Origin of the sequence: Chryseobacterium sp. T20 (assembly GCF_047345655.1) — a bacterium.
Classification (GTDB): Bacteria; Bacteroidota; Bacteroidia; order Flavobacteriales; family Weeksellaceae; genus Chryseobacterium.
This window is the reverse complement of record NZ_JBLFDU010000001.1, coordinates 583,223-608,737: the sequence shown is the minus strand read 5'-3', so window position 1 is coordinate 608,737 and position 25,515 is coordinate 583,223. Positions and strand designations below refer to the sequence as shown.

General features: G+C 37.0%; 25 protein-coding genes. 7 read left to right on the top strand and 18 right to left on the bottom strand.

Features of this window, described 5'->3' with window-relative positions:
• Positions 1-40: 40 nt before the first annotated feature.
• The 7 genes from arsB to ACMA47_RS02730 all read right to left on the bottom strand — a co-directional run bounded on the left by arsB (position 41) and on the right by ACMA47_RS02730 (position 5,850).
• Positions 41-1,072 carry an ACR3 family arsenite efflux transporter gene (gene arsB, locus ACMA47_RS02760; RefSeq protein WP_413928581.1) on the bottom strand — a complete coding sequence of 344 codons (1,032 nt, stop codon included), beginning with the start codon at positions 1,070-1,072 and terminating at the stop codon, positions 41-43.
• 2 nt (positions 1,073-1,074) lie between these two features.
• Positions 1,075-1,686, bottom strand: a complete 612-nt coding sequence (locus ACMA47_RS02755) for a low molecular weight phosphatase family protein (RefSeq protein ID WP_413928580.1) — start codon at positions 1,684-1,686, stop codon at positions 1,075-1,077.
• 19 nt (positions 1,687-1,705) lie between these two features.
• On the bottom strand, positions 1,706-2,179 hold the full coding sequence (locus ACMA47_RS02750) for a DUF6428 family protein (RefSeq protein WP_413928579.1): 474 nt from the start codon (positions 2,177-2,179) through the stop codon (positions 1,706-1,708).
• A gap of 76 nt (positions 2,180-2,255) precedes the next feature.
• The gene (locus tag ACMA47_RS02745; protein ID WP_413928578.1) at positions 2,256-2,585 is read right to left on the bottom strand and encodes an ArsR/SmtB family transcription factor; all 330 of its coding nucleotides are present in this window, start codon (positions 2,583-2,585) and stop codon (positions 2,256-2,258) included.
• Positions 2,586-2,766: 181 nt separating this feature from the next.
• Positions 2,767-3,708, bottom strand: coding sequence for a 3',5'-cyclic-nucleotide phosphodiesterase (locus ACMA47_RS02740; RefSeq protein ID WP_413928577.1), 942 nt, complete (start codon positions 3,706-3,708; stop codon positions 2,767-2,769).
• Positions 3,709-3,834: 126 nt separating this feature from the next.
• Positions 3,835-4,956: an agmatine deiminase family protein gene (locus ACMA47_RS02735; protein WP_413928576.1), complete on the bottom strand. Its 1,122-nt coding sequence runs from the start codon at positions 4,954-4,956 to the stop codon at positions 3,835-3,837.
• 69 nt (positions 4,957-5,025) lie between these two features.
• The gene (locus tag ACMA47_RS02730; RefSeq protein WP_413928575.1) at positions 5,026-5,850 is read right to left on the bottom strand and encodes an AraC family transcriptional regulator; all 825 of its coding nucleotides are present in this window, start codon (positions 5,848-5,850) and stop codon (positions 5,026-5,028) included.
• Between the two features lie 163 nt (positions 5,851-6,013).
• Between ACMA47_RS02730 and ACMA47_RS02725 the strand changes: the two genes are divergently transcribed.
• A complete protein-coding gene (locus ACMA47_RS02725; protein ID WP_034698843.1) occupies positions 6,014-6,262 on the top strand; it encodes a hypothetical protein in 249 nt (82 codons plus the stop codon).
• Positions 6,262-6,669, top strand: coding sequence for a YybH family protein (locus tag ACMA47_RS02720; protein ID WP_413928574.1), 408 nt, complete (start codon positions 6,262-6,264; stop codon positions 6,667-6,669). Before ACMA47_RS02725 ends, ACMA47_RS02720 begins: the two co-directional genes overlap by 1 nt.
• Before the next feature lie 152 nt (positions 6,670-6,821).
• On the opposite strand, the gene ACMA47_RS02715 is transcribed toward ACMA47_RS02720, so the two are convergent.
• The 7 genes from ACMA47_RS02715 to ACMA47_RS02685 form a co-directional block, all read right to left on the bottom strand.
• Positions 6,822-8,276 (bottom strand): sigma 54-interacting transcriptional regulator, encoded by a 1,455-nt coding sequence (locus tag ACMA47_RS02715; RefSeq protein WP_413928573.1) that lies wholly within the window; start codon positions 8,274-8,276, stop codon positions 6,822-6,824.
• Between the two features lie 60 nt (positions 8,277-8,336).
• Complete coding sequence (locus ACMA47_RS02710) at positions 8,337-9,476, bottom strand: vWA domain-containing protein (RefSeq protein ID WP_407846086.1); 1,140 nt, start codon at positions 9,474-9,476, stop codon at positions 8,337-8,339.
• Positions 9,477-9,759: 283 nt separating this feature from the next.
• Positions 9,760-10,161 (bottom strand): PaaI family thioesterase, encoded by a 402-nt coding sequence (locus ACMA47_RS02705; protein ID WP_413928572.1) that lies wholly within the window; start codon positions 10,159-10,161, stop codon positions 9,760-9,762.
• A gap of 12 nt (positions 10,162-10,173) precedes the next feature.
• A complete protein-coding gene (locus tag ACMA47_RS02700) occupies positions 10,174-10,584 on the bottom strand; it encodes a DUF2000 family protein (RefSeq protein WP_413928571.1) in 411 nt (136 codons plus the stop codon).
• A gap of 3 nt (positions 10,585-10,587) precedes the next feature.
• Positions 10,588-11,544, bottom strand: a complete 957-nt coding sequence (locus ACMA47_RS02695; RefSeq protein WP_034698829.1) for a GNAT family N-acetyltransferase — start codon at positions 11,542-11,544, stop codon at positions 10,588-10,590.
• Positions 11,545-11,745: 201 nt separating this feature from the next.
• Positions 11,746-13,521 carry a flavin monoamine oxidase family protein gene (locus tag ACMA47_RS02690; protein ID WP_413928570.1) on the bottom strand — a complete coding sequence of 592 codons (1,776 nt, stop codon included), beginning with the start codon at positions 13,519-13,521 and terminating at the stop codon, positions 11,746-11,748.
• A 12-nt stretch (positions 13,522-13,533) separates the two neighbouring features.
• Positions 13,534-14,721 carry an FAD-dependent oxidoreductase gene (locus tag ACMA47_RS02685; protein ID WP_413928569.1) on the bottom strand — a complete coding sequence of 396 codons (1,188 nt, stop codon included), beginning with the start codon at positions 14,719-14,721 and terminating at the stop codon, positions 13,534-13,536.
• 685 nt (positions 14,722-15,406) lie between these two features.
• On the opposite strand from ACMA47_RS02685, the gene ACMA47_RS02680 reads away from it, so the two are divergent.
• From ACMA47_RS02680 to ACMA47_RS02665, 4 genes are all read left to right on the top strand, one after another.
• Positions 15,407-17,140 carry a sensor histidine kinase gene (locus ACMA47_RS02680; RefSeq protein WP_413928568.1) on the top strand — a complete coding sequence of 578 codons (1,734 nt, stop codon included), beginning with the start codon at positions 15,407-15,409 and terminating at the stop codon, positions 17,138-17,140.
• The gene (locus tag ACMA47_RS02675; protein WP_413928567.1) at positions 17,118-17,771 is read left to right on the top strand and encodes a response regulator transcription factor; all 654 of its coding nucleotides are present in this window, start codon (positions 17,118-17,120) and stop codon (positions 17,769-17,771) included. The genes ACMA47_RS02680 and ACMA47_RS02675 overlap by 23 nt, the downstream gene beginning before the upstream one ends.
• 478 nt (positions 17,772-18,249) lie before the next feature.
• Positions 18,250-18,657, top strand: a complete 408-nt coding sequence (locus tag ACMA47_RS02670) for an ACT domain-containing protein (RefSeq protein ID WP_413928566.1) — start codon at positions 18,250-18,252, stop codon at positions 18,655-18,657.
• A gap of 145 nt (positions 18,658-18,802) precedes the next feature.
• Positions 18,803-19,750 carry an alpha/beta fold hydrolase gene (locus ACMA47_RS02665; protein ID WP_413928565.1) on the top strand — a complete coding sequence of 316 codons (948 nt, stop codon included), beginning with the start codon at positions 18,803-18,805 and terminating at the stop codon, positions 19,748-19,750.
• Between the two features lie 75 nt (positions 19,751-19,825).
• On the opposite strand, the gene ACMA47_RS02660 is transcribed toward ACMA47_RS02665, so the two are convergent.
• Positions 19,826-20,221 carry a VOC family protein gene (locus ACMA47_RS02660; RefSeq protein WP_413928564.1) on the bottom strand — a complete coding sequence of 132 codons (396 nt, stop codon included), beginning with the start codon at positions 20,219-20,221 and terminating at the stop codon, positions 19,826-19,828.
• Between the two features lie 97 nt (positions 20,222-20,318).
• Positions 20,319-21,005: a Crp/Fnr family transcriptional regulator gene (locus ACMA47_RS02655; protein WP_413928563.1), complete on the bottom strand. Its 687-nt coding sequence runs from the start codon at positions 21,003-21,005 to the stop codon at positions 20,319-20,321.
• Positions 21,006-21,402: 397 nt separating this feature from the next.
• Between ACMA47_RS02655 and ACMA47_RS02650 the strand changes: the two genes are divergently transcribed.
• On the top strand, positions 21,403-22,128 hold the full coding sequence (locus ACMA47_RS02650; RefSeq protein ID WP_413928562.1) for a YoaK family protein: 726 nt from the start codon (positions 21,403-21,405) through the stop codon (positions 22,126-22,128).
• A 52-nt stretch (positions 22,129-22,180) separates the two neighbouring features.
• On the opposite strand, the gene ACMA47_RS02645 is transcribed toward ACMA47_RS02650, so the two are convergent.
• Both ACMA47_RS02645 and ACMA47_RS02640 read right to left on the bottom strand, forming a co-directional pair.
• Positions 22,181-22,999 (bottom strand): DUF4249 domain-containing protein, encoded by an 819-nt coding sequence (locus ACMA47_RS02645; protein WP_413928561.1) that lies wholly within the window; start codon positions 22,997-22,999, stop codon positions 22,181-22,183.
• Positions 23,000-23,002: 3 nt separating this feature from the next.
• Positions 23,003-25,333, bottom strand: coding sequence for a TonB-dependent receptor (locus ACMA47_RS02640; RefSeq protein ID WP_413928560.1), 2,331 nt, complete (start codon positions 25,331-25,333; stop codon positions 23,003-23,005).
• Positions 25,334-25,515: the final 182 nt, after the last annotated feature.

Here is a 25,515-nt window from a genome sequence, read left to right as displayed (position 1 = left end):
CAGGCTTTTGTATTTTATAAATTGAAATATATTCAGCTTATTAATGATACCATTTCTTTTTCATAAATAAACTTGCTTTTACGAGAAGTATCAACACCGGAACCTCTACCAATGGACCAATAACTCCTACAAATGCCTGTGATGAATGAATACCAAAGACTGAGATGGCCACAGCAATTGCCAGTTCAAAATTATTTCCGGTAGCCGTAAAGGCTATAGATGCATTTTTATCATAAGGGATTTTTAATGCTTTGTTGATGATAAAACTTACAAAAAACATCAAAATAAAATAGATCACCAATGGGATGGCTACCTTAATGACATCCATAGGTAATTCCAGTATTTTGGAACCTTTTAAGCTAAACATCAGTACGATGGTAAATAACAAGGCATACAATGTCACAGGAGATATCTTAGGCACGAATTTTCTGTTGTACCAGTCTGCGCCTTTTGATTTAATCAGAAAATAGCGGGTAAGAAAACCTGCCAGAAAAGGAATTCCCAGATAAATCAATACGCTTTCTGTGATATCCCTCATAGAAACATTCACATTAAAGCTTGCCAGGCCAAGTTGAGTAGGCAGTACATTGATAAACAGCCAAACCAGAAAACTGTAAGTGAACACCTGAAAGATGCTGTTTAAAGCCACCAATAATGCTGCATATTCTCTGTTACCTTTGGCGAGATCATTCCAGACAATAACCATGGCAATACATCTGGCCAGTCCAATGAGGATTAAGCCTGACATATAATCCGGTTCATGTCTTAAAAAAAGGATGGCAAGAGCAAACATCAGAACCGGGCCAATAATCCAGTTGAGCAATAAAGAAATGCCGATTACTTTTTTATCTTTAAAAACCAACGGCAGAAGGGTATAGTCAACCTTAGCCAATGGCGGATACATCATCAGAATGAGCCCAATAGCCAGAGGAATATTGGTGGTCCCTACAGACTGCGAATTGATGAAACCAGGAATAGCAGGGAAAAAATGTCCCAAAGCAATCCCTATCCCCATAGCCAGAAAGATCCATAAGGTAAGATAGCGGTCAAGAAATTTTAATTTGGGTTGCATGATTATTTTTTGATTTTAGAAAAAACATAGAACATTTCTGCTGCAATTTGTAAGCTTCTTTCAGCATAAACAGCTGTCTGTTCCGGAGTATTATCTGAAATCTTGGGATCTTCAAACGTAATCGGGATTCTTTTTTCTGCACCGGCAATAAAAGGACATCCGCCATCTGCCTGCGAACAGGTCATAATTGCTGCAAAGCCGGATACAGGATTGAACGGACTGTCATATTTTTTTGAAAAGCCAATTATCGGAAGGCTGTTATCATCATATTTTACAGCATAGACAGGATTGGTCGTATCTGCAATGCTGAAAATTGAAAAGCCTTGTTCTGCTAAAACTTCCGCGATTTTAGGAAATAATGCCGTTGTTTCCGTTCCTCCGGAATAGCAATGGACTTGCGGAATGGTAAAGAAAGAAGCTGCTGCCTGTGCCCAAACCTGTGCCAGATGGCTTCGTCGGGAATTGTGGGTACAGATAAAATTCAGGTTGATTTCTTGGCTATCATCCACTTTTTGCTGGATAAAGCAGATCAACGGTTTCAAAACCTCTTTTCTATCGGTATCTATAGTGTCCCATTTCAGTGATTGAACCGTATTTAATAATTCTTGATACATAATATTTTAATAAAATTAATTAGCAGCATCCTGATCCCGGAGTGCAGGCTGATGTTGGGTTTACAGATAGTTCAGACAGATTTTTCTTTTGTTTTTCGGAAGGAATTCCGCAGGCTTCCCGGGCAAGGCAGGCTGTTGTTTTATTTTTCAGTACGAAGTTTTTTCCGTTAAATTCCAGATCATATTTTCCAATGGTTTCTCCCTGGTATTCAACTTCAATTTCGGTATCTCCTATCTCGAGCTTTTCTTCAGAAAGCTGAATGATATGAAGCAGTTTCCCAGGTTTCAGACGGTGTTCGTAATCATCGGCATCCCAAAGCTGGAAGTTGACCACTTTTTCATTTCTGATGACTCCGCCGCAATCGATGAAGTTTTTTATAATCTGTCCCACTTCTGTTACATGGAAATGTTCAGGAACAAAATGTCCGTTTTCCAATTGAAATTCAACATTTTCCAGAGTAGGGAGAATTTCTTTAATTTCTGATAGTCTCATAGTAGATTAAAATTTAGTGTTATAATTAATAGTGTTATATTGCAATATTACGATATATTGATTCAAAAAAAATGCCTTAACAGCATTGTTTTATACTAACATCCTGATTAAAAAACAGGTTGAATTCATTTTGAAACTGTTTCCAGTTGTTTTCATTAATGCAGTAGCATACAGATTTTCCTTCAATGGAACCTTTGATGATTCCTATATTCTTCAGCTCTTTTAAATGTTGAGAGATCGTTGCCTGAGCCAATCCAAGTTCTTCAACAAGATCATTACAGATACATGCTTTTTGATTAATGATATACTGTAAAATAGCGATTCTTGCCGGATGTCCCAAAACTTTAAGCAGAGAAGCCAGCTTATTCTGCTCGTCAGTATAGATTTCTGTTTTAGTAACGCCCATGATATTATTTTATATTGCAATATTACGATGATAAATTAATTAAACAATAAAAAAACTTCATAATTTTAATTTTTAATATTTAAATTATTGATTTTCATTTATTTAAAGTTTAATTAGATCGTTGGTGATATCTGAAATAAAAAAGATGAAGCAGAAACAGGCTTCATCTTTTAAGTTATTGTTAGGGTAAACTAATTTTTTTGCCTTGTTCAGGGAAAATGTAATTTACTTTTAAAGGATTGTTTTTCAATAATTCCTTTTTGATAAGCTCAGGATTATCGCCTGTAGGCTTTCTGTGAGTAACCACGATATTGAGACCCTCAAGGCTGCTTTGTCCCGTCTTTTCTTTGAGCTTGCTCAATTCCTCATTCAGCAGATTAGGAGTAAGGTGTCCGAACAGAAGATGTTCTGGCTGACTGTTGGGGAAAGAAACTTCAATTAATATCGTATTGAGCTGTCTTTTTTTAACAAGAGGAGCTGCCATATTCCAAAGTTGATCCAGACGGTCAGATTTTTCTATACGGTCAGCACCTGTATCTCCCAGATAAAGCAGGTAGTGATCATCTCTTCTTACCAATGCAGCACTACTTTTGTAAGGATTTACGTGGCTCAATTCGTAACCTGTTATAAAAAATGGTGTTTTAGGTGCGGGAATTTCAGTTCCTGCCTGCAACTCATTATAATGGTATTTTCCAAGGATAGGTTTCTGTCCCTGATCTGCAAAATTGATCCAGGTATCTGTAATAAAGTAATGATTCTGTAAAATTTGAATCACAGGAGCTATGGCGAAAATATCTTTCTTAGAATCAGCCGGAGAATTGATGATAAGGCCTGATAAATGATCGAGATGGCCATGGGATACAAAATATCCTTTGATCTGATCCTTTAAAACCGTTTCTGCTGATCCTTCAAGACTTTTCAGCTCAATCGCTTTTCGGATTCCGGCATTTACGGTACCGGCATCAAGGCAGAGAAATGCATTGTCTTTTGGAGCGCCTACCAGATAGGCTGATAAATTGTCTTCCTGCTCACCACCATAGATTCCTAAGGGAATTACATCAAAATTCTGTGCCTGGCAAACAATATTCAGAAGAACCAATAAAGAAAGTGCTGTTTTTTTCATAATACGTATAATAGAAAACCATCTTTTTCGGGATGGACAGAGCAAATTTACGCTATTTTTTGATGACAGAATCTCTGAATCAGTAAAGCCTGCTGAAAATGAGCAGGCTTTATTTTGACTATTATTTTATTGAGGTTGTTGCTGGGTGACGCAATGCACCATTCCTCCATTAGCGAATAAGTTACGACAATCAATTCCAACTACCTGTTTGCCAGGATAGAGCTGTTGGATAATATTGTTGGCAACTGCATCATTCGGGTCATTATAATTAGGAACCAATACACGGTTATTGGCAATATAATAATTGATGTATGAAGCACGACCTACATTTTTCCCGTAAGTAGTGATCACATCATTTCTTGTTAAAGGCACTTTTACAAACTGATAGGCAGCTCCGGTTTTTGTGGTTGCATCATACAGTTTATCAATATCTCCATTGGGAACCTGCCAGTAGGCAAGATCGTCAGGATTCATTGTGATAATGGTAGATGAATTGGCAAATCGGGCAAACCCATCGATGTGCATGTCGGTTATATCCAGACCGGCTTTTCCATTCAGCCATATAAATTTGGTTACTCCGAGGTTTTTAGTAAATATGGCTTCTGCCTGTTGTTGTGTCATTCCCGGATTTCTGTTATTATTCAGGATAGAACTTTTACAAGCCATCAACACTCCGTTTCCGTCAATTTCCACACTTCCTCCTTCATTGATCATGACTGAATTAAGATTGATTTTTGGAATATTCGTATCTGCTGATATTTTAGATGGAATTGCGTTACATTTGCTGTAATCTGCCTTATTTCCCCAACCGTTAAATCCCCAATCCTGAATAAACAACTGTCCGTTCTGGTCTTTTACATAAATAGGACCATTATCTCTTACCCAGAAATCGTCTGTCGGATAAATTTTGAAGTTAATATTGGTAAGAGGAACTCCTGCAGTGTTGAGTAACCCTACAATACGATTCTTTTCTGCACCGTCATAAGCAATAATGTGAACTTTTTCACTCTGTACAAGTTCTTTGGTCATGGCTACCCAGGTGGCATCCAGACGGTTTCGGTAGGTCGTTCCGTATTGATACTGGTGTGGCCACTGAAGCCAGGTTCCTTCATGGGTTGCAGACTCTTCCGGCATTTTATAAAGAGCTGTTGCAGGGTTCACTGTATCCGGATTCTCTATAGGATCTGTTTGAGAACAGGAAAGTAGAAGAGCGGGTAATAACAGGAACATGATTTTCTTTTTTTGCATAATTGATCTATTTTTAACAGGGCAAAATTAGATCAGCAAAAGTTTTGAAAGTTGTCCCAAATTGACAACTTACTTCAATGGCAATAAAATATAGGTCAGCTGTTTTTCCTGGTCGTCTTCATTTTCAGCATGATTTTCATACTTTTCAATGATTGGAGTGTGTGAAAACTCAAGACCTGAATTAAAAATCCAGCGGGAATAGATCTTTGTATAGGTGTCGTCTATTGTTTCATAGCTTCCATGATGGGTAAAACGGGCATATTTTCCCCCGAATATCATTTTTGAAGGAAGCTTTTTATTTCCGGATTGAACAGATGAGCATGCATCATAGCGGCAGTTGATTTCAGTTTTTATTAATGGTTCATCGGCTATAACTCCAAAATATTCTATTCCGGAGTCAGGGAAATCATTTTCCATGAACTTTTCCCACAGCACTTCAATTTCTTCATTGTTATAATAGGTGTTAATGCTCTGATAATATACCTGTACAGGCTTTAGATATACAATTTCGGGCTCCAGCAAGACCTCTGAGGTAACAGGAATGATTGCATCTCCACAAAGGAGCTGTTCTTTACTTTGTCTTGCAGCTTTAGGAGAAATCCCAAAATGTTGTTTAAAGGCTTTGGAAAAAGAAGCGATATTGGCAAAACCTACTTCAATGGCAATGGAGGTAAGATTTTCCTGAGTATAAAGAATCCGTTTATAAGCATTTTCTACTTTTAATCTTTGCTGGAAAGCACCTATTGTCTCTCCGCAGCTGTACTTGAAAATGCGCTGGATATTCCGGTAAGAATAATGAGAAATGTCTTCCAGTTCCTTTACAGAAACAGGCTGATCGTAATTCTTTTCCATGAAATTGATAACTCTGTAAATACAATTCAGGTTGTCTTCCATAAGCATTGAAATTTTTCCGAAACTGGTGGTATGAAATAAATTACAAATAAAAGAAATAAAAAAATATCTTGACAATATTGTATTTTAGCTTTCGGTAAAAATAGATTTAAAAAAAATGAATTTTACCGTTTTAAAACAAAAAACCAAGAAATTACTATTAAATATGGAAAAAGATTTGTCAGAATTAACCGATCAGGAGCTGATAGAGAAAAAAAGAACTATTGAAGCCAGAAATGTTGTGAATGCTATCATCCTGGGAGTATTGGCTGGAATTGCTATTTACAGTACTATAACCAAAGGGATCAGTTTCACTACTTTCTTACCGATACTTCTTGCTTTTTTTGTAGCCAATAGCTGGAATAAAGGTAAGAAAGGTTTGAAAAGAGAAATGGACGCCAGAAATGTGAAGTAATGCAGGAGTTTAACAGAAAAACAGAAACTGGTGCGGTAGCCTATTTTCGGTATTGCATCAGAAGCGGAGATGTAAAAGGAGCATTAAGCTGTTTTCATCCTGAAGCAGTCTACATAGACCGTGATGGAAGAGAGTGGAGGGGACTCGAGCAGATAGAAAGGGCAATGAATGAGATTTGCCGCTTACAACTGGATATTCAAGGTGAAACTCCGCATATCACTGTTGTAAATGATCTGGCGATGTGGCAGGATCAGTGGGAAATAACGGGAACTGCTCCGGATGGACATTCTATTCATATGACAGGCAATACATCCTGTATCATGAAAAGAAATGAAGAAGGAGAGTGGTTATGGTTGGTGGACAATCCTTTCGGTTCTGCTGTACTTAAAAATGACAATCTGGTATAAAATCTAAAATAATCGTATTCATAATCAAATTTATAAGACTTTTGATTTCTGATTTCTAAACCTTGACAAGGGTGGGGATAAAGTCTTTCAGAAACAAATAAAAAACCTTCAGCTGAACTGAAGGTTTTACTTTTATATTATTTTACTGATTTTTAGTTACGTAAGAATTGGCCAATCCCGGGAGAATCAAAAGTGAATGCATTCTGATTTTCAGATTTGTCAATTTTATTGCTGATGGTTAATGCCCAAAGCACCAGTTCTTTGCAGAAATTCTGGTCTTCTTTGCTCAATTTGGAAGCATTTTCTTCCACTACAGTTGTCAGAGGTTCTATCTTATCAAGTTTAGCATAAAATTCTTCATCCGTATCATTGTAGTTCAGTTCTAAATGATTTTTGTTGAACCATCTGATCAGTTCTGTGTATGGTGTTTTGATTCCTTCTTTTTCCAGTTTTGAAATACGAGGGAACAGACTTTCAAATTGGGTGATGACGGCTTTATCAATTAAGATTTTGGCTACATAATCTGCTCCTTCCTGCTCTCCTTCATAGACCAGTTCAATTTTCCCTGTGATCGATGGAATGATCGACATAAAATCAAGCAGACGTACAGTGGTTCTTTCTGCACCGGATTCAATCAGGCGCAGTTTGGCTGCTGCGATTAAGTTTTCCATCGCGCTGATGGTAAGACGTGCACTGACACCGCTTTTTGCATCCACATATTCGCTGATACGTGCTGCAAAAGCAACCTCTTCCAAAAGATCTTTCGCAAGATCAGGAATCTGAATCTGAGCTTTATCTTCAGCCGAAATCAATGCTTCCTGCTCCGTAATCTGTCTTGCAAGAGCAATAGTTTTTGGATAATGGGTGAAGATCTGAGATCCGATTCTGTCTTTCAGCGGGGTTACAATACTTCCTCTGTTGGTATAATCTTCAGGATTGGCTGTGAAAACAAACTGAATGTCAAGCGGCATTCTCAGCTGGAATCCCCGGATCTGAATATCTCCTTCCTGCAAAATATTAAACAGGGAAACCTGGATTCTGGCCTGAAGATCCGGCAATTCGTTTAAAACAAAAATAGAACGGTTGGCACGTGGAATCATTCCGTAATGTAAAACACGTTCATCAGAATAGGGTAGTTTCAACGTAGCCGCTTTGATAGGGTCTATATCACCAATTAAATCTGCAACATTTACGTCTGGAGTAGCCAGTTTTTCATAGAAACGATGAGAGCGGTGTACCCACGAAATTGGAGTTTCATCTCCTAATTCAGCAAGCAGATCTTTGGCAAATTTTGAGATCGGGTGAAAAGGACTGTCATTAATTTCGGATCCTTTTACAATGGGCATATATTCATCAAGCAGATTAACCATGCTTCTTGCAATCCTGGTTTTTGCCTGGCCGCGCAGTCCCAATAAATTGATGTGGTGACCGGCAAGAATGGCTTTTTTCAATTGAGGAACTACCGTGTCTTCATAGCCCCAAAGTCCTTCAAATACAGGTTCTTTAGCTTTAATTCTTGCAATTAAATTGGCTTGGATTTCCTCATTAATTGTTTTATGAGTATAGCCGGATTTTTTTAATTCTTTGAATGTAATATCGTTTTTCATTGTCTTGTAATACTATTTGTCGGATCAGGTTTTTATGTTAAATGATTTAAAATCTGATCTTTATATTCTTCTTATTCTGTTTTTCTCGTAATCTTCAAAAATCATCTGTCCTAAGCCTGATAATCCAGTCAGGAATGCTTTTCCTTTGTTTTGAGCTGTGAATTCTTCCACAAACTGACGTAGATAAGGATCCTGAGCAATCATGAAGGTGGTGATAGGAATTTTCAGTTTTCTTGCCTGTGCTGCTCTGTTGAAACATTGGTTAACAATTTTTTCATCCAGGCCAAAGCTATTCATATAGAACTCACCGCTAGGAAGCTGAATGCAGCTGGGTTTTCCATCGGTGATCATAAAAATCTGTTTGTTGGTATTTCTTTTTCTGCGGAGAATATCCATGGCCAGCTCAAGTCCGGCTACGGTATTGGTATGATAAGGGCCTACTTTCAGATAGGGAAGGTCTTTGATCTTAATGGGCCAGGCTTCGTTTCCAAAAACAATGATATCAATGGAATCTTTCGGATATTTACGTTTGATCAATTCCACGAGTGCCATGGCAACTTTTTTGGCTGGCGTAATCCGGTCTTCACCGTACAGGATCATCGAGTGGCTGATGTCGATCATCAGAACGGTACTCATTTGGGCCTTATGTTTGGTTTCTTCTACGATGAGGTCTTCTTCTGTCAGGCGAAGGTCTGAGATTCCGTTGTTGATCTGTGCATTTTTCAAGCTTTCCGTCATATTCACGGCAGCAAGATCATCTCCGTATTGGAAGGAACGGTTTTCTCCATCTCTTTCATCGCCGATTCCTGTTTTGTTGGTCCGGTGATTTCCTGCTCCGTTTTTCTTCAGTTTTCCAAAAATCTGATCCAGTGCGTATTCACGAAGCGCAGCTTCAAGCTTCGGAGTTAATATATTTTTACCTTTTCCACTTCCTGTGTTGCCTTCTTCAGGATCTTCTTCCCTGATGTAGCCTCGTTTTTTCAGATCTTCTTCAAAATCCTGAAGGGTGTATTCATCACTGAAAATATCATATTCCTGATCAAGCATGTCCAGCCACTCGAAAGCTTCTTCAATATCTCCGGAGGTGTGGGTAAGCAAATCTTTGAAAACATCAAAGACGCGGTCAAAATGTGATAATTCCTCCGGCACATGTTTACTGAATATAAATCCTTTTCCGGGATTAAAATTTTTATCTGTCATAAGATGATAAAGAGGTTTTGCAGTTATTTGCTATTGAATATTTCAGAAAATGTAATGAATTGTCTGAAGTATTCTTTATTTCGTTTCAAACTGAAAAGTTAGGAAAATATCATGGCAAGATTTCCTTAGAAAAATAGAAAATACTAATGATGGTGATATGGAATAAGAATATAATAGTCTGCTGTTTTGATAGGGTTAAAAAACATTCTATATCATTTATTTATACTGAAAAATGCACAAATCTTTATTTGTGCATTTTAAATGTTATGGGAGAAAATTTGTTTTATGAATGAATAGCAATCATGGTTGCGGTCATTTTTGCAATGAGCTTTTCCTCTTTTTGATCATAGACATATCCTTCACAGATGGTAAGCGTTCTACCTGCCTGGAGAACTTTTCCAATGGCAACAAGCTTATCCGTAGTGGCTGGTTTCATAAAATTAACTTTGAACTCAACAGTCAATACATTGGCATTTTCAGGCATTGTGGTTAGAGCTGCATATCCGCAGGCGCTGTCTACAATAGTTGTCAGAACGCCTGCATGAAAAAAGCCGTTGTGTTGGGTCAGGTTTTCAGAAAATTTGCAGGTAATTTTCACCTGTCCCTGCTGAACTTCTTCTAATTGGGCACCAATCGTTTTCATGATTCCCTGTTTGTCAAAGCTTTGTTTTATTCTATCGTACATAATGATTGGTTTTTATTCATGAAATTTTAATCCATCCAGCGCTTTATCTACTTTTTTGTTTTCTCCATACACGATAATACCAACAAGATCCAGATGATCCGCAGGATGTTTTGCAATCTCAAGAACATTTTCCTCACCGGAGCGGGTGGCAAAAAGCTGTTGGGTATAAACTCCAATGGACAGTTCACGGTCTCTTGAACGACGGAATGCCCGCTGAAGTTTTTCTGTATTGTCTGCTTTATAGATGAGGGTAGGATGTTTTATAAAAGCTAAAAATTCCTCATGATCAGCGGTGACAAATTTTTCACCATGAGTTTCCGGAAATTCAATAGCAATGCTTCCCGCCAGAAAAGAAACAACATTCAGTTTTTGCCATGGCAAGAGATCATCTTTAATGACAATGGCTACTTTTTTATCGTACATATCTTAATTTTTTAGAGATAATTCCATTTGAATGTTACAGCGCTGATAAGGGGTTGAGCGACCGGATACTTTTTGGAATCCCAGTTTATAATACAGATTAATGGCGGGCTTCAGCATAGTGTTGCTTTCGAGATATATTTTTGAGGCACCGGATTCTTTGGCAGTTTTGATGATGGCCTGTCCCAGCAGCCAGCCTATATTTTTTCCCTGTGCTTTTGGAGAAACAGCCATTTTTGCCAGCTCAAAATCATAATCGGGATCTTCCATTTTGATAAGAGCACAGACCCCTAAAGGCTCTTCATTGTATAAGGCTACAAGGATTTTTCCTCCTTTATTTAAAATATATTCTTCAGGATTGTCCAGCGCTTTATAATCTGCTTCTTCCATCTCAAAATACTTTGAGATCCACTCTTCATTAAGTGCTCTGAATGCTGATTGGTATTTCGGTTCATACTCAACGACCTTTACGTTTTTACTTTCACGGGCTTTTTTCTGATCTTTTACCCTTGCAAGCAAAGATTTTTGTTCAAACAAATGTTCCCATTCTGCAAGAGCTTCCCAAAGATTGTGTGTTGCTTCACTGATCATCTCATCAATAGCATGATCAATATCTGTACACTGAACTTTTATTTTGGCAGAAAGTTCTATTCCTTTTTCCGTAAGTCCTGCAATATTTCTTCTTTTATCATCAGATTTCTGATTATCCTTTACCAGTCCTGCAGAAATCATTTCTTTGATGATTTTTGTCACGGAAGGTTGAGAATGTCCTATTTCTTCAGCAATTTCAGTAATCGTTTTTGAACCTTCTTCGGAAAGTACAAAGAATACCGGAAACCATTTTGGAGAAAAGTCTACATCATACAGTTCATAGATCTTTGATGCTTCTTCTGTAATATTGGAAGCCATAAACCGTAATCTGCTACCTAATGCAATCTTTCCTGTTTTTTCAAATAAATCCATAAGTATAATTAATTATATAACTAGTTATACAAATGTAATAAATTAATTTTTAATACAATGGATGTCTCTATTAAAACCTCAAAGGTTATTAAAATGATTCTTCTTTAATAATTTGTTGAGGCTCTATTTTGCAGGGGAAAAATAAAAGCTCCGGAATTATCCGGAGCTTACTATATACATCATCTTACTATTGATCCATGGTTACCATCCTAAATAATATTCAGGATCTAACCAGTAGGGCCAGTCTAATTTAAAATGGGTCTGAAGCATTTTTTCTGCTTCACAGAAAGCACCTTCCACCCAGCCTTGCTGATCAGAATACGCTTCTCCGATAATATGAATCTGTTCATCCATTAACGGTTTTCTCATATAAGGCATCACATCTTTTACGGAAAAACCTGCTTTCCATGCATGGTATCCTGCACCGTAAGGATCATCTGTCCAGTCTCTGAAATACGTTACATAGGGTTGTGGAATATCTATCCCGTGTAATTCTTTCAGCTGATTCATCAATTCATTCACCATGAATTCTGTAGCCTGAACATCATCGAACTTATGCAATTCTTCTAAGGAGGCAGATCTGGCAGCTCTTACTTTAAACAGAACTTTGTCGTCCGAAAGAGCTTTCCAGAATGTTTCTGTTTCCATATCTCCATAGCTTCCCAATAACATTGAGTTTTTGGTTTCAGTATCGGTACCGAAATAATAGCACTGTCTCATCGGTAAGTCTGTAATAGAATGTCCGGAATCGATTCCCAGATCTTCTCGCCACCACGGACCTTCAAAGCCCATGAGGATTTTAAATGCGGGCTCCATAATGATAGAGCGGATATTTTCGTTCAGTTTCTGGTGTCTGTTGGCATCAAAAAAGAAATTGTTCTGATCCAGAAGTTCAAGTGATTTTCTTGGCATACCCAATACGATTGAATTGGCGTAGACTTTCCATGTTTCGTTGCTTTGTATATTCAGGAAAGTTAACTCGTATTTATGAGTAGCGGTCAAATGATGATCTTTGGTGAAAGTAATCAGTTTGTTTTCAGACCAGATACGTGCTCCTTCATATTCCATATACGTGTTGGCTACTGCATAAGCAATACTGTCATAGCCTTCCTCAATGGTTTTGTAGGTAGTACCAGCAGAGAAATCTCCTACCATATAGGGAAACGCTTCTGCAGAATTCCAGTTGATGGTATTGGAATAATATCCGCCGGCATTAGCTAAGAATTCATATCCTTCCTGAGAAACCTGGTCTTTGATTAAGTTCCAGAAACCGATATCGTTTACCAGGCGTTTGTCATAAGGAGAGCCAGGGAAGTTATAAACCATTCTTGGTTTTATAGCATCCCAGTCGCGGCTGGTTAGTTTGAATGTATAGTCATAACCGTTAGGGTCAGCAATAATCAGATCTTTATAGGTTTCAGCTACCCATGGATCTGCCATTAAAACATTATAGATAATTTTGTTGAATAGCTGATCAGAACTGAAACCTTCATCATTTTCATTCAGAAAATAGCGGGTAATCAGTTTGTTGTTATGCGCTTGTTCCTCTGTCCATGCATTTTGTTTGAAACGTTCTTTTCTGATGTACATCAACAGTTTCTCAGGATCTCCCATATGGAAGGGAATAGGAGTCATTTTATCTTTCAGAACAGGGGTTCTTTTGTTCAGATCTGTTTCTTTCAATGGATAACCTTCTATCAGTGTTGTTACGATTTCCTGAGAAGTCAGATAACGCATTCCTCCAAGTTCACCCCAGAAATTCATTCCCGGCATAATTACGGATTCAAGTCTTCCTCCTAATTTGTCACTCATATCGAAGATCTGTACTTCATGAGCTTTGTACTTATTATCTGTTACCAAACGGAAAGCGGTATATAATCCTGAAGTTCCTGCACCGATGATGGCTACTTCTATTTTCAGATCGGGTTGCATTCCCGGATACAGTGGTGTATTTTTATTTACGTTTTCTTGATTCATGGTTTTATAATTTTAAAGTGCTAAGAAATATTTATATCCTAATCGGAAGGGTGTAATATCGAAATCCGTATGTCCGTCCAATGCAAGATCCGACATGATTTTTCCTAAGAAAGGAGTGAATTTGGCTGCCCATCCGGTAGCGTACACCACAATGTTTTTGTGGTTGGGAACATAAGATGGAGCAAAATCAATCAGCAGTTCTTTATTGGGGATGGTACTCAAAGCGATAAGGCATGTTGAAGTATACTCCGGAACAATGCTGAGGCCAGTCATATGGTTTTTTATCCATTCGGAAGTGTAAGCCAGTTCCTGGGGATTTGGAATTAATGTTCTGTCGCTTGGTTCTTCCAAAGGTTTGATCACAAAATCCGGTGCTACACGGATGTACTCAGGATGATCCCATTCCACGGAAGGAAATCCGTAGAATTGATTCCCGTTTTCTCCGCTTGCATTCTGAAATACAAACCATGTTGGATATTGTATCGTAGGGTCGGTCTTTTTAAAATAAGCAGAAGACATATTCCAGTAAGTGGCTTCTATTTTGAAATCAAGCAGATTGATCACACTGTTGATATAAGGTCCGGGAATGATGGCCAGCTTTTTGGCGATATAAATACCATTAGGAGTGGTAAGCTCGAAAAGATCACCGTTTTGTTTGATCTCAAATACCGGAGAATCTTCTCTTAGTTCTACGGTTTCTTCCTTCTGACAAAGATCTAAAAGTGTTTCAATAGTTGCTTTAAAATTGATACTGGCACCATCGGGTTGAAACAGTCCTGTATAATTATCCGGCAGGTTTTTGAAATGATACTGCTCTTCAATCTCCTTTGATGTTAAAGTAGTATAAGGAACTCCTAAAGCTTGTAAGGCTTTTTCTGCTTCAGCAATATTTCCTTCGGTGGAGTGTACTTCAGGATCTCCAAACCAGAGGGTTCCTACCTTATCAAGCAATTGGGTATCTGTCTTTTTCTGCAGTTCATCCCAATAAGGCTGTGCATCTAAAGCCATTTGTACCATATATTCATCCGGATAAGGAATCCGGAACTGACGTGATACTCCAGCAGAGCTGCCCAACTGATTCACAAAAGTATATTGTTCCAATACTAAAGTCTTAGCCTGACGCTGGCCGAGATGATAAGCCGTAGCAAGTCCTATTGCTCCTCCGCCAATGACGATTACGTCATAGTTTTCTGTAATCATAGGTTATTTGTTTTATGTTTTATAATCGTAAGAAGGGGTACAGAAAAGTAAAGACATCAATATGAAGGAATGTACCATCATTACTGATTATTAATACTCTCCGAACCTTATTTGCTACGATAGATTAAGTGTAGAGACGAATCTTCCGGTACATGTGAATATTCTGGTTTTCCATTGAATATGGTCACTGTTAATAAGCATTTCAAAGTAACAAAGAAGAGGGAATAAGTTCTTAGAGTGTAAATAACCAAATATTGCATTGAGTAGAAATACGGAATGCCAGGAAATCCATGTCCGGAAGGCTGTTTCAGCAATTATAAAGCGGGTATAGAATAAGTGGTATATGAATTATCTGATCATTGTTTTTGACTTATTGTTTACTATTTGTAATAAAATGAACAGAAAAATAATATTTTGCTGAGCCTCAACTTTTTGCAATTGATCTAAAAAAATAGATTTACATACATAAAACTGAGTGTTTAGAAAGCGTTTTAATAGTAAAAAAAAATAAATTCTGTGAGTTTAATCAAATATTCATTATTATAAGAAGACAAAAATTACTTTAACTTTGCCAATTGAATGATATATGCATATTATGAAATTATTGAAAATAATGCTATATTGTTAAAGGCTAATATCTAATGGACTTATGTCATCAGGAAATTAATTTAACTGATAAACAAATATGAAAAATAAATTCTTAAATTTTAAATTGAGAAAACTTGTTCATTACTCTTTGATCCTTTGTATTTTATTGATACAGGTCATTATTGCCATATTTTTCTACAATGAATTTGTCAACGGGAAGAAGCTGAAGTTTATTAAAGATCAGCTTGAGGAAAGCCGTGCATTGGGAGGATTGACTGATAATTCCAGGAAAGATTTCATGGATGCACAGGATCATCTTCAAAAATATATGGCTACCCAGGATAATAATGATCTGCAGCTATATTTCCAGTCGTTGAGAAAACTTAAGACTAATTTTGATAAAATTGGTGAATACGAAAATACAAGCCCAAGATTGAAAAAAAATCTGGCACTTCACAGCCAGGATACTTTGAAGACGGCCAAACTAAAGAACTTAATAGATTCTGTTTACCAGACTTCCCTGAATCCACCGGCAAAAATTGAAGATAAACAGTATGAGCCTGCCAAGTATAAAAATGATTTTGAGGATTTCAAGATTCAAACCCGTACGTATGCTGATACAGTTAAAAAGAAAGGTTTTTTTGGACGCTTGAAAGATGCCGTAACAGGGAAAGTAGATGTTCAGAAGGAGAGTACGGTGATTACGATGACCAATAATAAAACTATAGATCTTTCTCAGGTAAAATCCAAAATGGACAATACGATAAAGTCTATTGACAAGCATTATGCAGCCGAAGTAAAGAAGGTTCAGCTCCTTGCAGCTCTTAGTCAGAAAAATAATTTACAATTTTACAGCAATTTCAGTAAGCTTTTGGTGTATAGTAATAACTTAATAGAAGTATACGAAAATGCCATTAAGGATTTCAAATCCGAACTGGAAAGAGAATACAACGAACAGAGTTCGAATAATAACAAGATAAGGACTTATCTGGTATTGGGACTGATGATTCTGATGTTTATTGTTTCTATTCTGATCATGTATTTTACAAGAATGGCGTTTGTTTATGAACAAAAACTGGATGCTGCTAATAAAGAGATTAAAAAGAATCTTAATTTCAAAAACAGGATTCTGGGAATGTTAAGCCATGATCTGAGGTCTCCTTTGAAAATCATCAATATTTTCATTGATAAAATCCACAGAACTACTGAAGATGAAACGATAAAGGATTATCTTAAATCCATCAAGTTTACCAACAGCACTTTGCTTCTTCAATCTAACCAGATTCTGGAATATACCAAAAACGAAAATGCTGAAAAAGAGCTTATACAGTCAGTTTTTAATCTTAAAGATGAAATAAGTTCTATTGTAAAGGTCATTACCCCTTATCTGGAAACGAGAAACAACAGGTTTGCGGTTACAGACAGAATCCCTGAAAATGTAGTGGTGTATTCGGATAATATCAGAATCAATCAGATTTTCATGAATATTCTTGGAAATGCCAACAAGTTTACAGAAAACGGGCAGATTGACCTCGTAATGTCAACAGAGTCTCTAGGAGACAATAAAATTACCCTGATCACAACGGTAGGAGATACCGGAGTAGGAATATCAGAATCAGATCTTGGTAAAATTTTTGATCCTTATTATCAGGGAATGGTTTCTGATGAAGTAGATAATCTGGGAGCGGGACTTGGGCTTAATCTGGTAAAAGAAATTGTAGAACTTTTCGATGGCGATATATCCGTGGAAAGCAAATTGCATAAAGGAACTAAAGTGACATTCAGGATCAATTTAAATAGTAATAATAATGGAAACACCAATTCAAAATAAAGAGATTATATTCCTTCTGGCAGACGACCACAGTATTGTACGCCAGGGAATGGAAATTGTGATCAGTGATATTGTTCCTAACGCTAAAGTGTATCAGACTTCATCTCTACATCAGGTATTGGAGCTTATAGAATCAAAAGGAATAGAGATGGCTATCATTGATGCCCATTTCCCGGACGGAAACAGTCTTCATATTTTACCGCAGATGAAAAGTGTAAATCCTGATCTTAAAATTTTGATTTTTACAGGACTTGAAGAAGAGCTGCATGGTCTTAAATTCATCAAAGCCGGTGCTGATGGTTATCTGAGTAAACTGAGTGAAGAGGAAGAGGTAAGGGAAGCGATCACAACCTTTATCGAGAAGGGAGAATATTTCTCTGCTCTTTTACGAAATCTATTGGTACAGTTTGTTTACAACCCGGATCTGATAAGTCCACTCAACATTTTAACCAAAAGAGAAATGGAAATTGCAGAACTTTATGCTGATGGATATGGAAACCTGGAAATTTCAAACAGTCTGAATATCAAACAAAATACAGTAAGCACAATCAAAAAGAATATTTTTGAAAAACTAAAGATCGAAAATATGGTTGAGCTTGTAGAACTTGTCAAAACCCATCATAAACTATAGTGTTTCAAGGTAATCATCACTTCAAAGAGTCAGAATATTATATTTCATCGATAAATATCTATAAGTCGGTCGATATGTATCGATGGGGTTTATAGGGGATTTTATTTGGGAATGTTGTTCCTTTGTAATGTGAAATTTAAGTAATGAAAAAGCAACTGAGAAATGCTTTTAAACTTTTTAAGTTTCATACACAAAACAACAAATGATTATAACTATACAAATAGTAAAACGGTAGTTATAGAAACACAAATGATGAAAAATTAATAAACACTGATGAAATTAAAGAAGTGTATGAATAACCTTAACCGGACTTCTTAAAAAAGCCAAATGATCAGAAAAAAACACAAACACATATAGTGAGGTTCAGTGATAGGTTACATTACAAACACAAAAGGAGGCATACAGCCTCCTTTTTGTGTTTTTTATCAAATGATAAACAAATGCTGCCATCGATGCCTTAGTTTTGTATCAAAAAAAGATGTCAGGAGAAAAAGACTTAGCGGTACTGATTCAGAATATGGAACCAGTATTGAATACCGGAGAATATGTATTTTGTACTGTTGAAACTTTAGGTGGAATACCGGATATCGGAAGAATTCTGTTCTTCTTTCGGGAAGCTGAAGCGGTTACTATTGTTTTAGAAAAAAATATTGCAGATGAATGGTCTTTAGACTATAGTTATATTTCTTCCTGGATTACCTTGAATATTCATTCTTCTCTGGAAGCGGTAGGGCTTACTGCAGCTTTTGCCAATGCTTTGAAAAATGAGAATGTCAGTTGTAACGTAGTTGCTGCTTATTTTCATGATCATATTTTTGTAGCTGAAAAAGATGCTGAAAAAGCGATGGATGCCCTTTATGCATTGAGATCAGCTCAGGAACTTTAAAAATTGTTTTGTTTTTTTACTTTTTATTTTCACCTTGTAAAATGTCTAACTGAGCTGCTAAAATGTCCTGTTGATAAAGCTTGTGAGTGCTCTGCCTGTTTTTGTGTTTTATGTTTGCACCATAATCATACAAAAATAAAAGACAATGAAAACAATCAGAAAAATCTCAGCTGTAAGCTTATTATGTTTAACTCTTTTTACAGTAGTGACTGTATCCTGCACTGAAGAAAATGAGCCTCCCACGACACAGGAGATACAAAACAACAGCCACCAAACTGTCAAAACCCAATTCGTAACCGTTAATGGAAATGCCATTGCCTACCGTGTTTTAGGAAAAGAAGACGGAGTTCCTTTGGTTCTTCTTCCGGGATTGGGAGGTTCAATGGATGACTGGGATCCTGCAGTGACTGATGGATTGGCCAGGAAGTATAAGGTAATTATCTTTGACAATAAAGGTGTCGCTTCCTCAAAAGGGACAACGCCCAATACTGTTCAGGCGATGGCCGATGATGCAGTAGATTTTATTAAAGCTTTACATTATACCAAAGTGAATATCATGGGATTTTCTATGGGAGGATTTATTGCACAGAGAATTGTACTGACCCATCCATCCCTGATCAATAAAGTGATTTTGACAGGTACTGGTCCACAGGGAGCAATCGGGTTATCTAATCTACCTAATATTATTGCCGGAACAGCGGGATTAAGCCCGGAAGCTTCCTTCCTGAAATTCGGTTTTACAGAATCTGCTCAAAGCATTGCAGAAGGAAAAGCATCTTTCGCAAGGGTTCAGCTTAGAACTACAGATAGGGATCTTCCTTTAAGTGATGCCACTTCAAACTCGCAGTTTACCGCTGTATTGAGTTGGGCTCAACCTAATGCTGATGCCCTTACGGAAATTCAAAAGATTAAAAATCCGGTACTGATTGTTCATGGTGAAAACGATCTTCCGGTATCTGTTCAGAATGCGAAAAATATGGCTCAGCATCTAGACCATGCAGAACTGGTGATTTTCCCGGATTCAGGGCATGCTTCTTTCTATCAATACCATGATGCATTTGTAGGAAAAGCCATTGAATTCCTTGGGAAATAAATTAAAACAAAATCAATATATTTATAAAAAACTCGCTGAAGACTTCAGCGAGTTTTGTGTTGATGGATGAAAAATCTAACTGAATTTTTTCACAGCCTCTTCACTCACAGGAGTAAAAAAGTTGATCATATTGCCATCCGGATCACAGAACAGGAGAGATCTGTTTCCCCATGGCATTGTTGTGGGCTCCTGAATAATTTCGGAAGCTATACTTTTGATTCTTTCATATTCTTCATCTACATTTTTAACCAAAAATTCGATGATGGTTGATTTTGTTCCTGCGAAGTCTGTCAGACCTTCCGAGAACATTTTCATTGTTCGTGTACTTCCGATAGCGATAGTGATAGAATCTGTAGAAAGTTCTGCAAAATCTTCCGTATACCATGTGGCAGTTATACCCACGATCTGTTCATAAAATGCTACGGCTGCTTTAATGTCTTTGCTGATCATTCTTAATGAGGTAAGTTTCATAAGGATACTTTTTAAACTAATTTTCAACAAAGGTAACAGGTGCTTATGACAACAGACTGTCAGTAGAAATGAAAGATTTTTAACAAGAATGCCTTTATTAGTAAAAATTAGCAATATGAATTAAGCGCTTAAAGTCCGTGATCTGTATTTTCCGTCCTTCGGATCTGATGAGTTTTTCCTGCTTAAAGTCATTGATGATACGGGCTAAAGTTTCTCTGGCAGTTCCTACCATATTGGCAAGATCCACACGGGAAAGAGTAATAAATACTTCGTCATCAGGAGCATCATTTGATTTATACTTGTCATGAAGAATCAGCAAGCTGAGAGCTGCTCTTTCTCTTACGGTGCGATGAGATAAAACAGCAATAAGGTTGGCCATCACACTGAATTCATGACTCAAAGATTTCAGTAACAGCCTTGAAAGTACTGATGACTGGCCAAGAATATCCAGAAAGCTGTCTTTCGAAATAAAGGAAATGACCGAATTTTCCAGTGTTGAGGTTGTATCTCCATAAGATTCATTGCTCAGGATCGCAGAATACCCGAAAAATTCGCCGGAACTGTAGATGTAAATAATCTGTTCCCTTCCGTCATTATCAACCTTATATTTCTTTATTTTACCTTCATTCAGATAGTAAATGCCATTAGGTTTTGTCCCGTCAGTAAATATGGGTTCATTTTTACGGTAGTTTTTGGTTTTCATAGCTCCTGTAAGCAGATTTTTATCATACTCCGGGAGTTCATCAAAAAGATATTGATTATTAAAAATAAATTTTGAGATCATAATTTTTCTATACAGGCTCTTGAATCAGCGTTCAGTTTTTAACTTAAATCACATTTTAAACCCATGTAGGTCACAAGGTTTTTTTTCTGAACGAATTACTTTTACAAAAGTAATAAAATTGGTACTGAAATAAGAAACAGAACATTTCAGAGAGGTTTTTGAAAGATATTTTCACTTCATCGTCCGATCTGTTATTTGTGATGGAAAAAGTAGAATTTTACGTTAAAGGGATTTCGTAAGTCTATAAAGAACACTGGATAAATATTTAAGTAGACATGTTTTTCACGGCTTTATGCTGACATTTCTAATTTATTTTTTTTGCTTATTTATTTTATCCAGCTGTTTTTTTTGAGTAAAATAAAAAAAGCACAATACACAACCCTTATAGAAATTTAGAATGTTCAGGCACAGAGGGAGAAACAGAACCTATTTTCATAATCTTAAGCTGGCATCAGCACTTTCGTTTGTTGCCGGAATAGTGAATATTGTAGGAGTATTGTCTGTTAAAGTACTTACCACCAACATAACGGGGCACTTTGCCTTCTTTTCGGAAGAAATTCTACTCAGTCATTACAGTGAAGCTCTCACTTATCTTGTCTTCATTATCTGTTTTCTGGGAGGAGCATTCTGTTCAAGCTTTATGGTCGAATTTTCTTCCGGACATAGCATGTTCCGTCCACATCTTATTCCTTTGATTACTGAAATTCTGATATTAGGTTTCGTAGGAATATCAGATGATGAAACACTGAAACTATCAATATCTCCTTATACCACTGCCGGCCTTTTGCTTTTTGCAATGGGAGTTCAGAATTCATTGGTAACAAGAGTATCGCAGTCTGTGGTGAGAACGACTCATCTTACGGGATTATTTACTGATCTGGGAATAGAACTTTCCAAACTTTTCTTTAAAGAACGGGAAAATGAAAAAAGACAGCTTACAAAGAACATTACTCTTAAACTGGTGATTATTGCCTGCTTTTTTTCAGGATGCATTATTGGCGGTTTCGGGTATAGCATGATCCGTCTCAAAACACTGATGGTTACAGCAGGGTTTCTGTTTTGTGTGATCCGGTATGATAAGCTTCTGTACAGATATTATGCTTTAAAAAGGAGATTAAGATAGAACAGAGAATAAAAAAAGGATATTCCCATCATTGGAATATCCTTTTTTAAATTTATGGAGTAGTCATCTGCTCGATGACAAAAGTTTGTGTATCTGTCGTATGGGCTGAAAAATATCCCAATGCTCCATTACTGATATTACTTGGAGGATTGGTAGGAGTAGCAGTTCCGCCATTGCCCCCTGAAATCTGAAGTAAAGAACTATAATACGTGAATATATTGTTATCAATACATTGCATTTCTACATGAATTTTATCTCCCACTACCACTTCATGATCTCTGCCTTTATTATCATCATTAGGAAGAATTAAAGGCTGTTGATTGGGTAATCCGTTATTCACATTATCTGAAAAAGTATTCATGTACTTTTTAGTAAGATCATTGATGGTAAAGCTAAAAAGGTAACGGTTTCCTAATGGTAATGGATCTGTAAATAATGGTAGAAGAGTATACGTGGTTTTATCTCCAAATTTGAAAGAACTCTGCTGTAATCCGTCAAAATAAACTACTTCAGGCATTCTACTCTGAGCCGTATATTGTTTTCCTTCGGCCTGAACTTTTAAAGTATAAGTTCTGCCAGGCTCTCCGGCGAACGTAGTCGTTTGATAGATTCCGTTTCCTACATAATGAAGGGTTTCTGTTTGTCCCATATCGTCACTTAAAATAACCTGAGCGCCAGTGACTGCCGGATATTGATTAGGTGATGAAAAACTTACTGACTTGGTGATTTTTACAGTATAAGGTCCTGATTGATTGGTTACATTTCCTTCAATGACAATGTTTCCGCTTTGATCATTCAGATCCAGGTCGATCTCTTTTTCACAAGAAGTTAATGCAAGGAGAGATACTATGATATATAATGTATTTTTCATGATTTAGAATTTGAAATTATAAGTGATATTGGGTACCCAACGGAATAAAGAGGTCTGCATCGCACGTGTTGTTCCGGGACGGTCAGGATTGTCTTCAAAGTTGATGGTGTAGGCATTTTCTCTACCATATAGGTTGTAAATACCGAATGTCCATGAACCACGGAATCGTTTGTTCGTACTTGGTTCATAAGTCGCACTCAGATCCATTCTGTGATACGCCAGCATTCTGTCTGCATTTCTATTACTGTACTGGAATATGGTTTGTCCGTTCAGTTCATATTTTCCGGTAGGGAAGGTAACAGCATTTCCTGTACTATATACAAAAAGTCCTGAAAAACTCCACTTTGGATTAAGCTGATAGGTGGCAACGATAGAAAGGTCATGGGTTTTATCCATTCTGGCGTTGTACCATTCGTTATTATTGATTCCGTCAATCTTTCTTTCTGTTTTGGAAAGAGTATAGGAAATCCATCCTGTCAGTTTTCCGCTTTTCTTTTTGGCAATAAGCTCCAATCCGTAAGCTCTTCCTTTTCCGAATAGCAATTCACTTTCTACATCCGCTCCAGTGTCAAAACCAATTTGAGCCCCGTTTTTGAAGTCGATTTGGTTTTTCATGTCTTTATAATAAATCTCAGCATTTAATTCATAATTGTTATTGTTGAAATTTCTGCTGTAACCAAGACTGATCTGATCTGCAATTTCTGGTTTTACCGTGTAACTGCTTCCTATCCACTGGTCGGTAGGATTTCCACTGTTGCTGTTGCTCAGAAGGTGAAGATTCTGGGTATTTCTGGAATAACCTCCTTTTACACTGCTGACTTCGTTGATACGATAGTTGGCACTAATACGTGGCTCAATATTCACATAGGTTTTCCCGAATTTTCCTTTTTCTAAGAATTTACTGTCGGTGAGCACACCATTCTCGTAAGTATTGAATGTATCACCTCCCAATACACTGAACATGGAAAGTCTTGCTCCATAATTAATCGTTAGCTTTTCCGTTGCTTTATAATCATCATTGATGTAAACAGCATTCTCCCATGAATATCTCGGATTTCTTGTAAAGCTGCTCACAGTAGTACCGGAAGCACTGCTCGGAGTAAGGGTATGATAAATAGACTGCAGACCAAAACGTACAGAATGTTTGTTTCCTGCAAACCAGGTAAAGTCCTGCTTAAGATTCCAGTCACGGATTTTTGAATTTAAATCAAATACAGTATCATCATTTTTCAGACTGATCTTATAATCATAATTACTGTAAATGAATGACGTATTGGAGAATAGTTTACTGCTGATAATACTGTTCCATCTCAAGGTTGCCGTAGTATTTCCCCAGTCTGTATTGAAAGTATCTCCCAATCCCAGAACATCTCTTCCAAAATATCCCGACAGGTAAATACGGTTGTTTTCATTGATCTGATAATTGGCTTTAAGGTTCAGATCATAGAAATATAACTTGTTGTCTTTATAATCTTTATTGGTTTTAAGAAACAAATCGGCATACGTTCTTCTTCCTGAAACAATGAATGAAGACTTTTCCTTCTGAATAGGACCTTCCACACTCAATCTGCTACTGATAAGTCCGATTCCTCCGTTGATGTTATAATCTTTATTGTTTCCGTCTTTCATTTTAACATCTAATACAGAAGAAAGGCGGCCTCCGTATTGTGCGGGGCTGTTTCCTTTAATGATGCTGGCATCTTTCAGGGCATCACTGTTGAATGTACTGAAAAAGCCAAGAAGGTGAGAGGCATTATAAACCGGAGCTTCATCCAGTAAAATCAGGTTCTGGTCGGTAGCACCTCCTCTTACACTGAACCCGCTGCTTCCTTCACCACTACTTTTAATACCTGGTAAAAGCTGTATGGTTTTCATCACATCTTTTTCACCAAACAGAACAGGAAGTTTTTCTATATTTTTAATGCTTAACGTTTCTGCTCCCATTTGAGCCGAAGTCAGGTTTTTATCCTTTTTAATGCCGGTTATCACCACCTCATCAATTGCTTTTGCTACAGTTTCTGACGGGAGTAGGGGAAGATCAACTTTTATATTCTGATCTACTTTGATCTGCTGTTCAAAATCCTGGTATCCGGGATAGGAAATAATCAGGGTGTAATTTCCCTCAGGTAAGGAAAGTGAGTAAAATCCATACTCATTAGCTACAACATTGATGGTAGGATCTTCACTTACTTTTACAGATACTCCGATGAGCAATTCACCGTTTTTTTTGTCTTTCACGGTTCCACTTACGGAATACGTTTGTTGGGCTATTGCCACGGTACTGAAACAGAGCGCAGCAGTGGCTGCGGTGATTTTTAAAAAGGATGTTTGCATTAGTTTATTTTAAAGTAGTAGATCTCTTGTATAGGAATTAATGTTTAATTGATGTATGATTAGTTGGATGAATAGGGGATTTGTTACACGTAACAATTTAATTATGAAATAAATCCGGTGAAAAAACAGCTTTCCGGAAATGGTAAAAGCAAGGATAAAATAAGATGGTTACATAAACAATA

Bases quoted from the DNA above. Each gene is read 5' to 3' on its own strand.
- arsB (WP_413928581.1), bottom strand. From the start codon at position 1,072: ATGCAACCCAAATTAAAATTTCTTGACCGCTATCTTACCTTATGGATC.
- ACMA47_RS02755 (WP_413928580.1), bottom strand. From the start codon at position 1,686: ATGTATCAAGAATTATTAAATACGGTTCAATCACTGAAATGGGACACT.
- ACMA47_RS02750 (WP_413928579.1), bottom strand. From the start codon at position 2,179: ATGAGACTATCAGAAATTAAAGAAATTCTCCCTACTCTGGAAAATGTT.
- ACMA47_RS02745 (WP_413928578.1), bottom strand. From the start codon at position 2,585: ATGGGCGTTACTAAAACAGAAATCTATACTGACGAGCAGAATAAGCTG.
- ACMA47_RS02740 (WP_413928577.1), bottom strand. From the start codon at position 3,708: ATGAAAAAAACAGCACTTTCTTTATTGGTTCTTCTGAATATTGTTTGC.
- ACMA47_RS02735 (WP_413928576.1), bottom strand. From the start codon at position 4,956: ATGCAAAAAAAGAAAATCATGTTCCTGTTATTACCCGCTCTTCTACTT.
- ACMA47_RS02730 (WP_413928575.1), bottom strand. From the start codon at position 5,850: ATGGAAGACAACCTGAATTGTATTTACAGAGTTATCAATTTCATGGAA.
- ACMA47_RS02725 (WP_034698843.1), top strand. From the start codon at position 6,014: ATGGAAAAAGATTTGTCAGAATTAACCGATCAGGAGCTGATAGAGAAA.
- ACMA47_RS02720 (WP_413928574.1), top strand. From the start codon at position 6,262: ATGCAGGAGTTTAACAGAAAAACAGAAACTGGTGCGGTAGCCTATTTT.
- ACMA47_RS02715 (WP_413928573.1), bottom strand. From the start codon at position 8,276: ATGAAAAACGATATTACATTCAAAGAATTAAAAAAATCCGGCTATACT.
- ACMA47_RS02710 (WP_407846086.1), bottom strand. From the start codon at position 9,476: ATGACAGATAAAAATTTTAATCCCGGAAAAGGATTTATATTCAGTAAA.
- ACMA47_RS02705 (WP_413928572.1), bottom strand. From the start codon at position 10,161: ATGTACGATAGAATAAAACAAAGCTTTGACAAACAGGGAATCATGAAA.
- ACMA47_RS02700 (WP_413928571.1), bottom strand. From the start codon at position 10,584: ATGTACGATAAAAAAGTAGCCATTGTCATTAAAGATGATCTCTTGCCA.
- ACMA47_RS02695 (WP_034698829.1), bottom strand. From the start codon at position 11,544: ATGGATTTATTTGAAAAAACAGGAAAGATTGCATTAGGTAGCAGATTA.
- ACMA47_RS02690 (WP_413928570.1), bottom strand. From the start codon at position 13,521: ATGAATCAAGAAAACGTAAATAAAAATACACCACTGTATCCGGGAATG.
- ACMA47_RS02685 (WP_413928569.1), bottom strand. From the start codon at position 14,721: ATGATTACAGAAAACTATGACGTAATCGTCATTGGCGGAGGAGCAATA.
- ACMA47_RS02680 (WP_413928568.1), top strand. From the start codon at position 15,407: ATGAAAAATAAATTCTTAAATTTTAAATTGAGAAAACTTGTTCATTAC.
- ACMA47_RS02675 (WP_413928567.1), top strand. From the start codon at position 17,118: ATGGAAACACCAATTCAAAATAAAGAGATTATATTCCTTCTGGCAGAC.
- ACMA47_RS02670 (WP_413928566.1), top strand. From the start codon at position 18,250: ATGTCAGGAGAAAAAGACTTAGCGGTACTGATTCAGAATATGGAACCA.
- ACMA47_RS02665 (WP_413928565.1), top strand. From the start codon at position 18,803: ATGAAAACAATCAGAAAAATCTCAGCTGTAAGCTTATTATGTTTAACT.
- ACMA47_RS02660 (WP_413928564.1), bottom strand. From the start codon at position 20,221: ATGAAACTTACCTCATTAAGAATGATCAGCAAAGACATTAAAGCAGCC.
- ACMA47_RS02655 (WP_413928563.1), bottom strand. From the start codon at position 21,005: ATGATCTCAAAATTTATTTTTAATAATCAATATCTTTTTGATGAACTC.
- ACMA47_RS02650 (WP_413928562.1), top strand. From the start codon at position 21,403: ATGTTCAGGCACAGAGGGAGAAACAGAACCTATTTTCATAATCTTAAG.
- ACMA47_RS02645 (WP_413928561.1), bottom strand. From the start codon at position 22,999: ATGAAAAATACATTATATATCATAGTATCTCTCCTTGCATTAACTTCT.
- ACMA47_RS02640 (WP_413928560.1), bottom strand. From the start codon at position 25,333: ATGCAAACATCCTTTTTAAAAATCACCGCAGCCACTGCTGCGCTCTGT.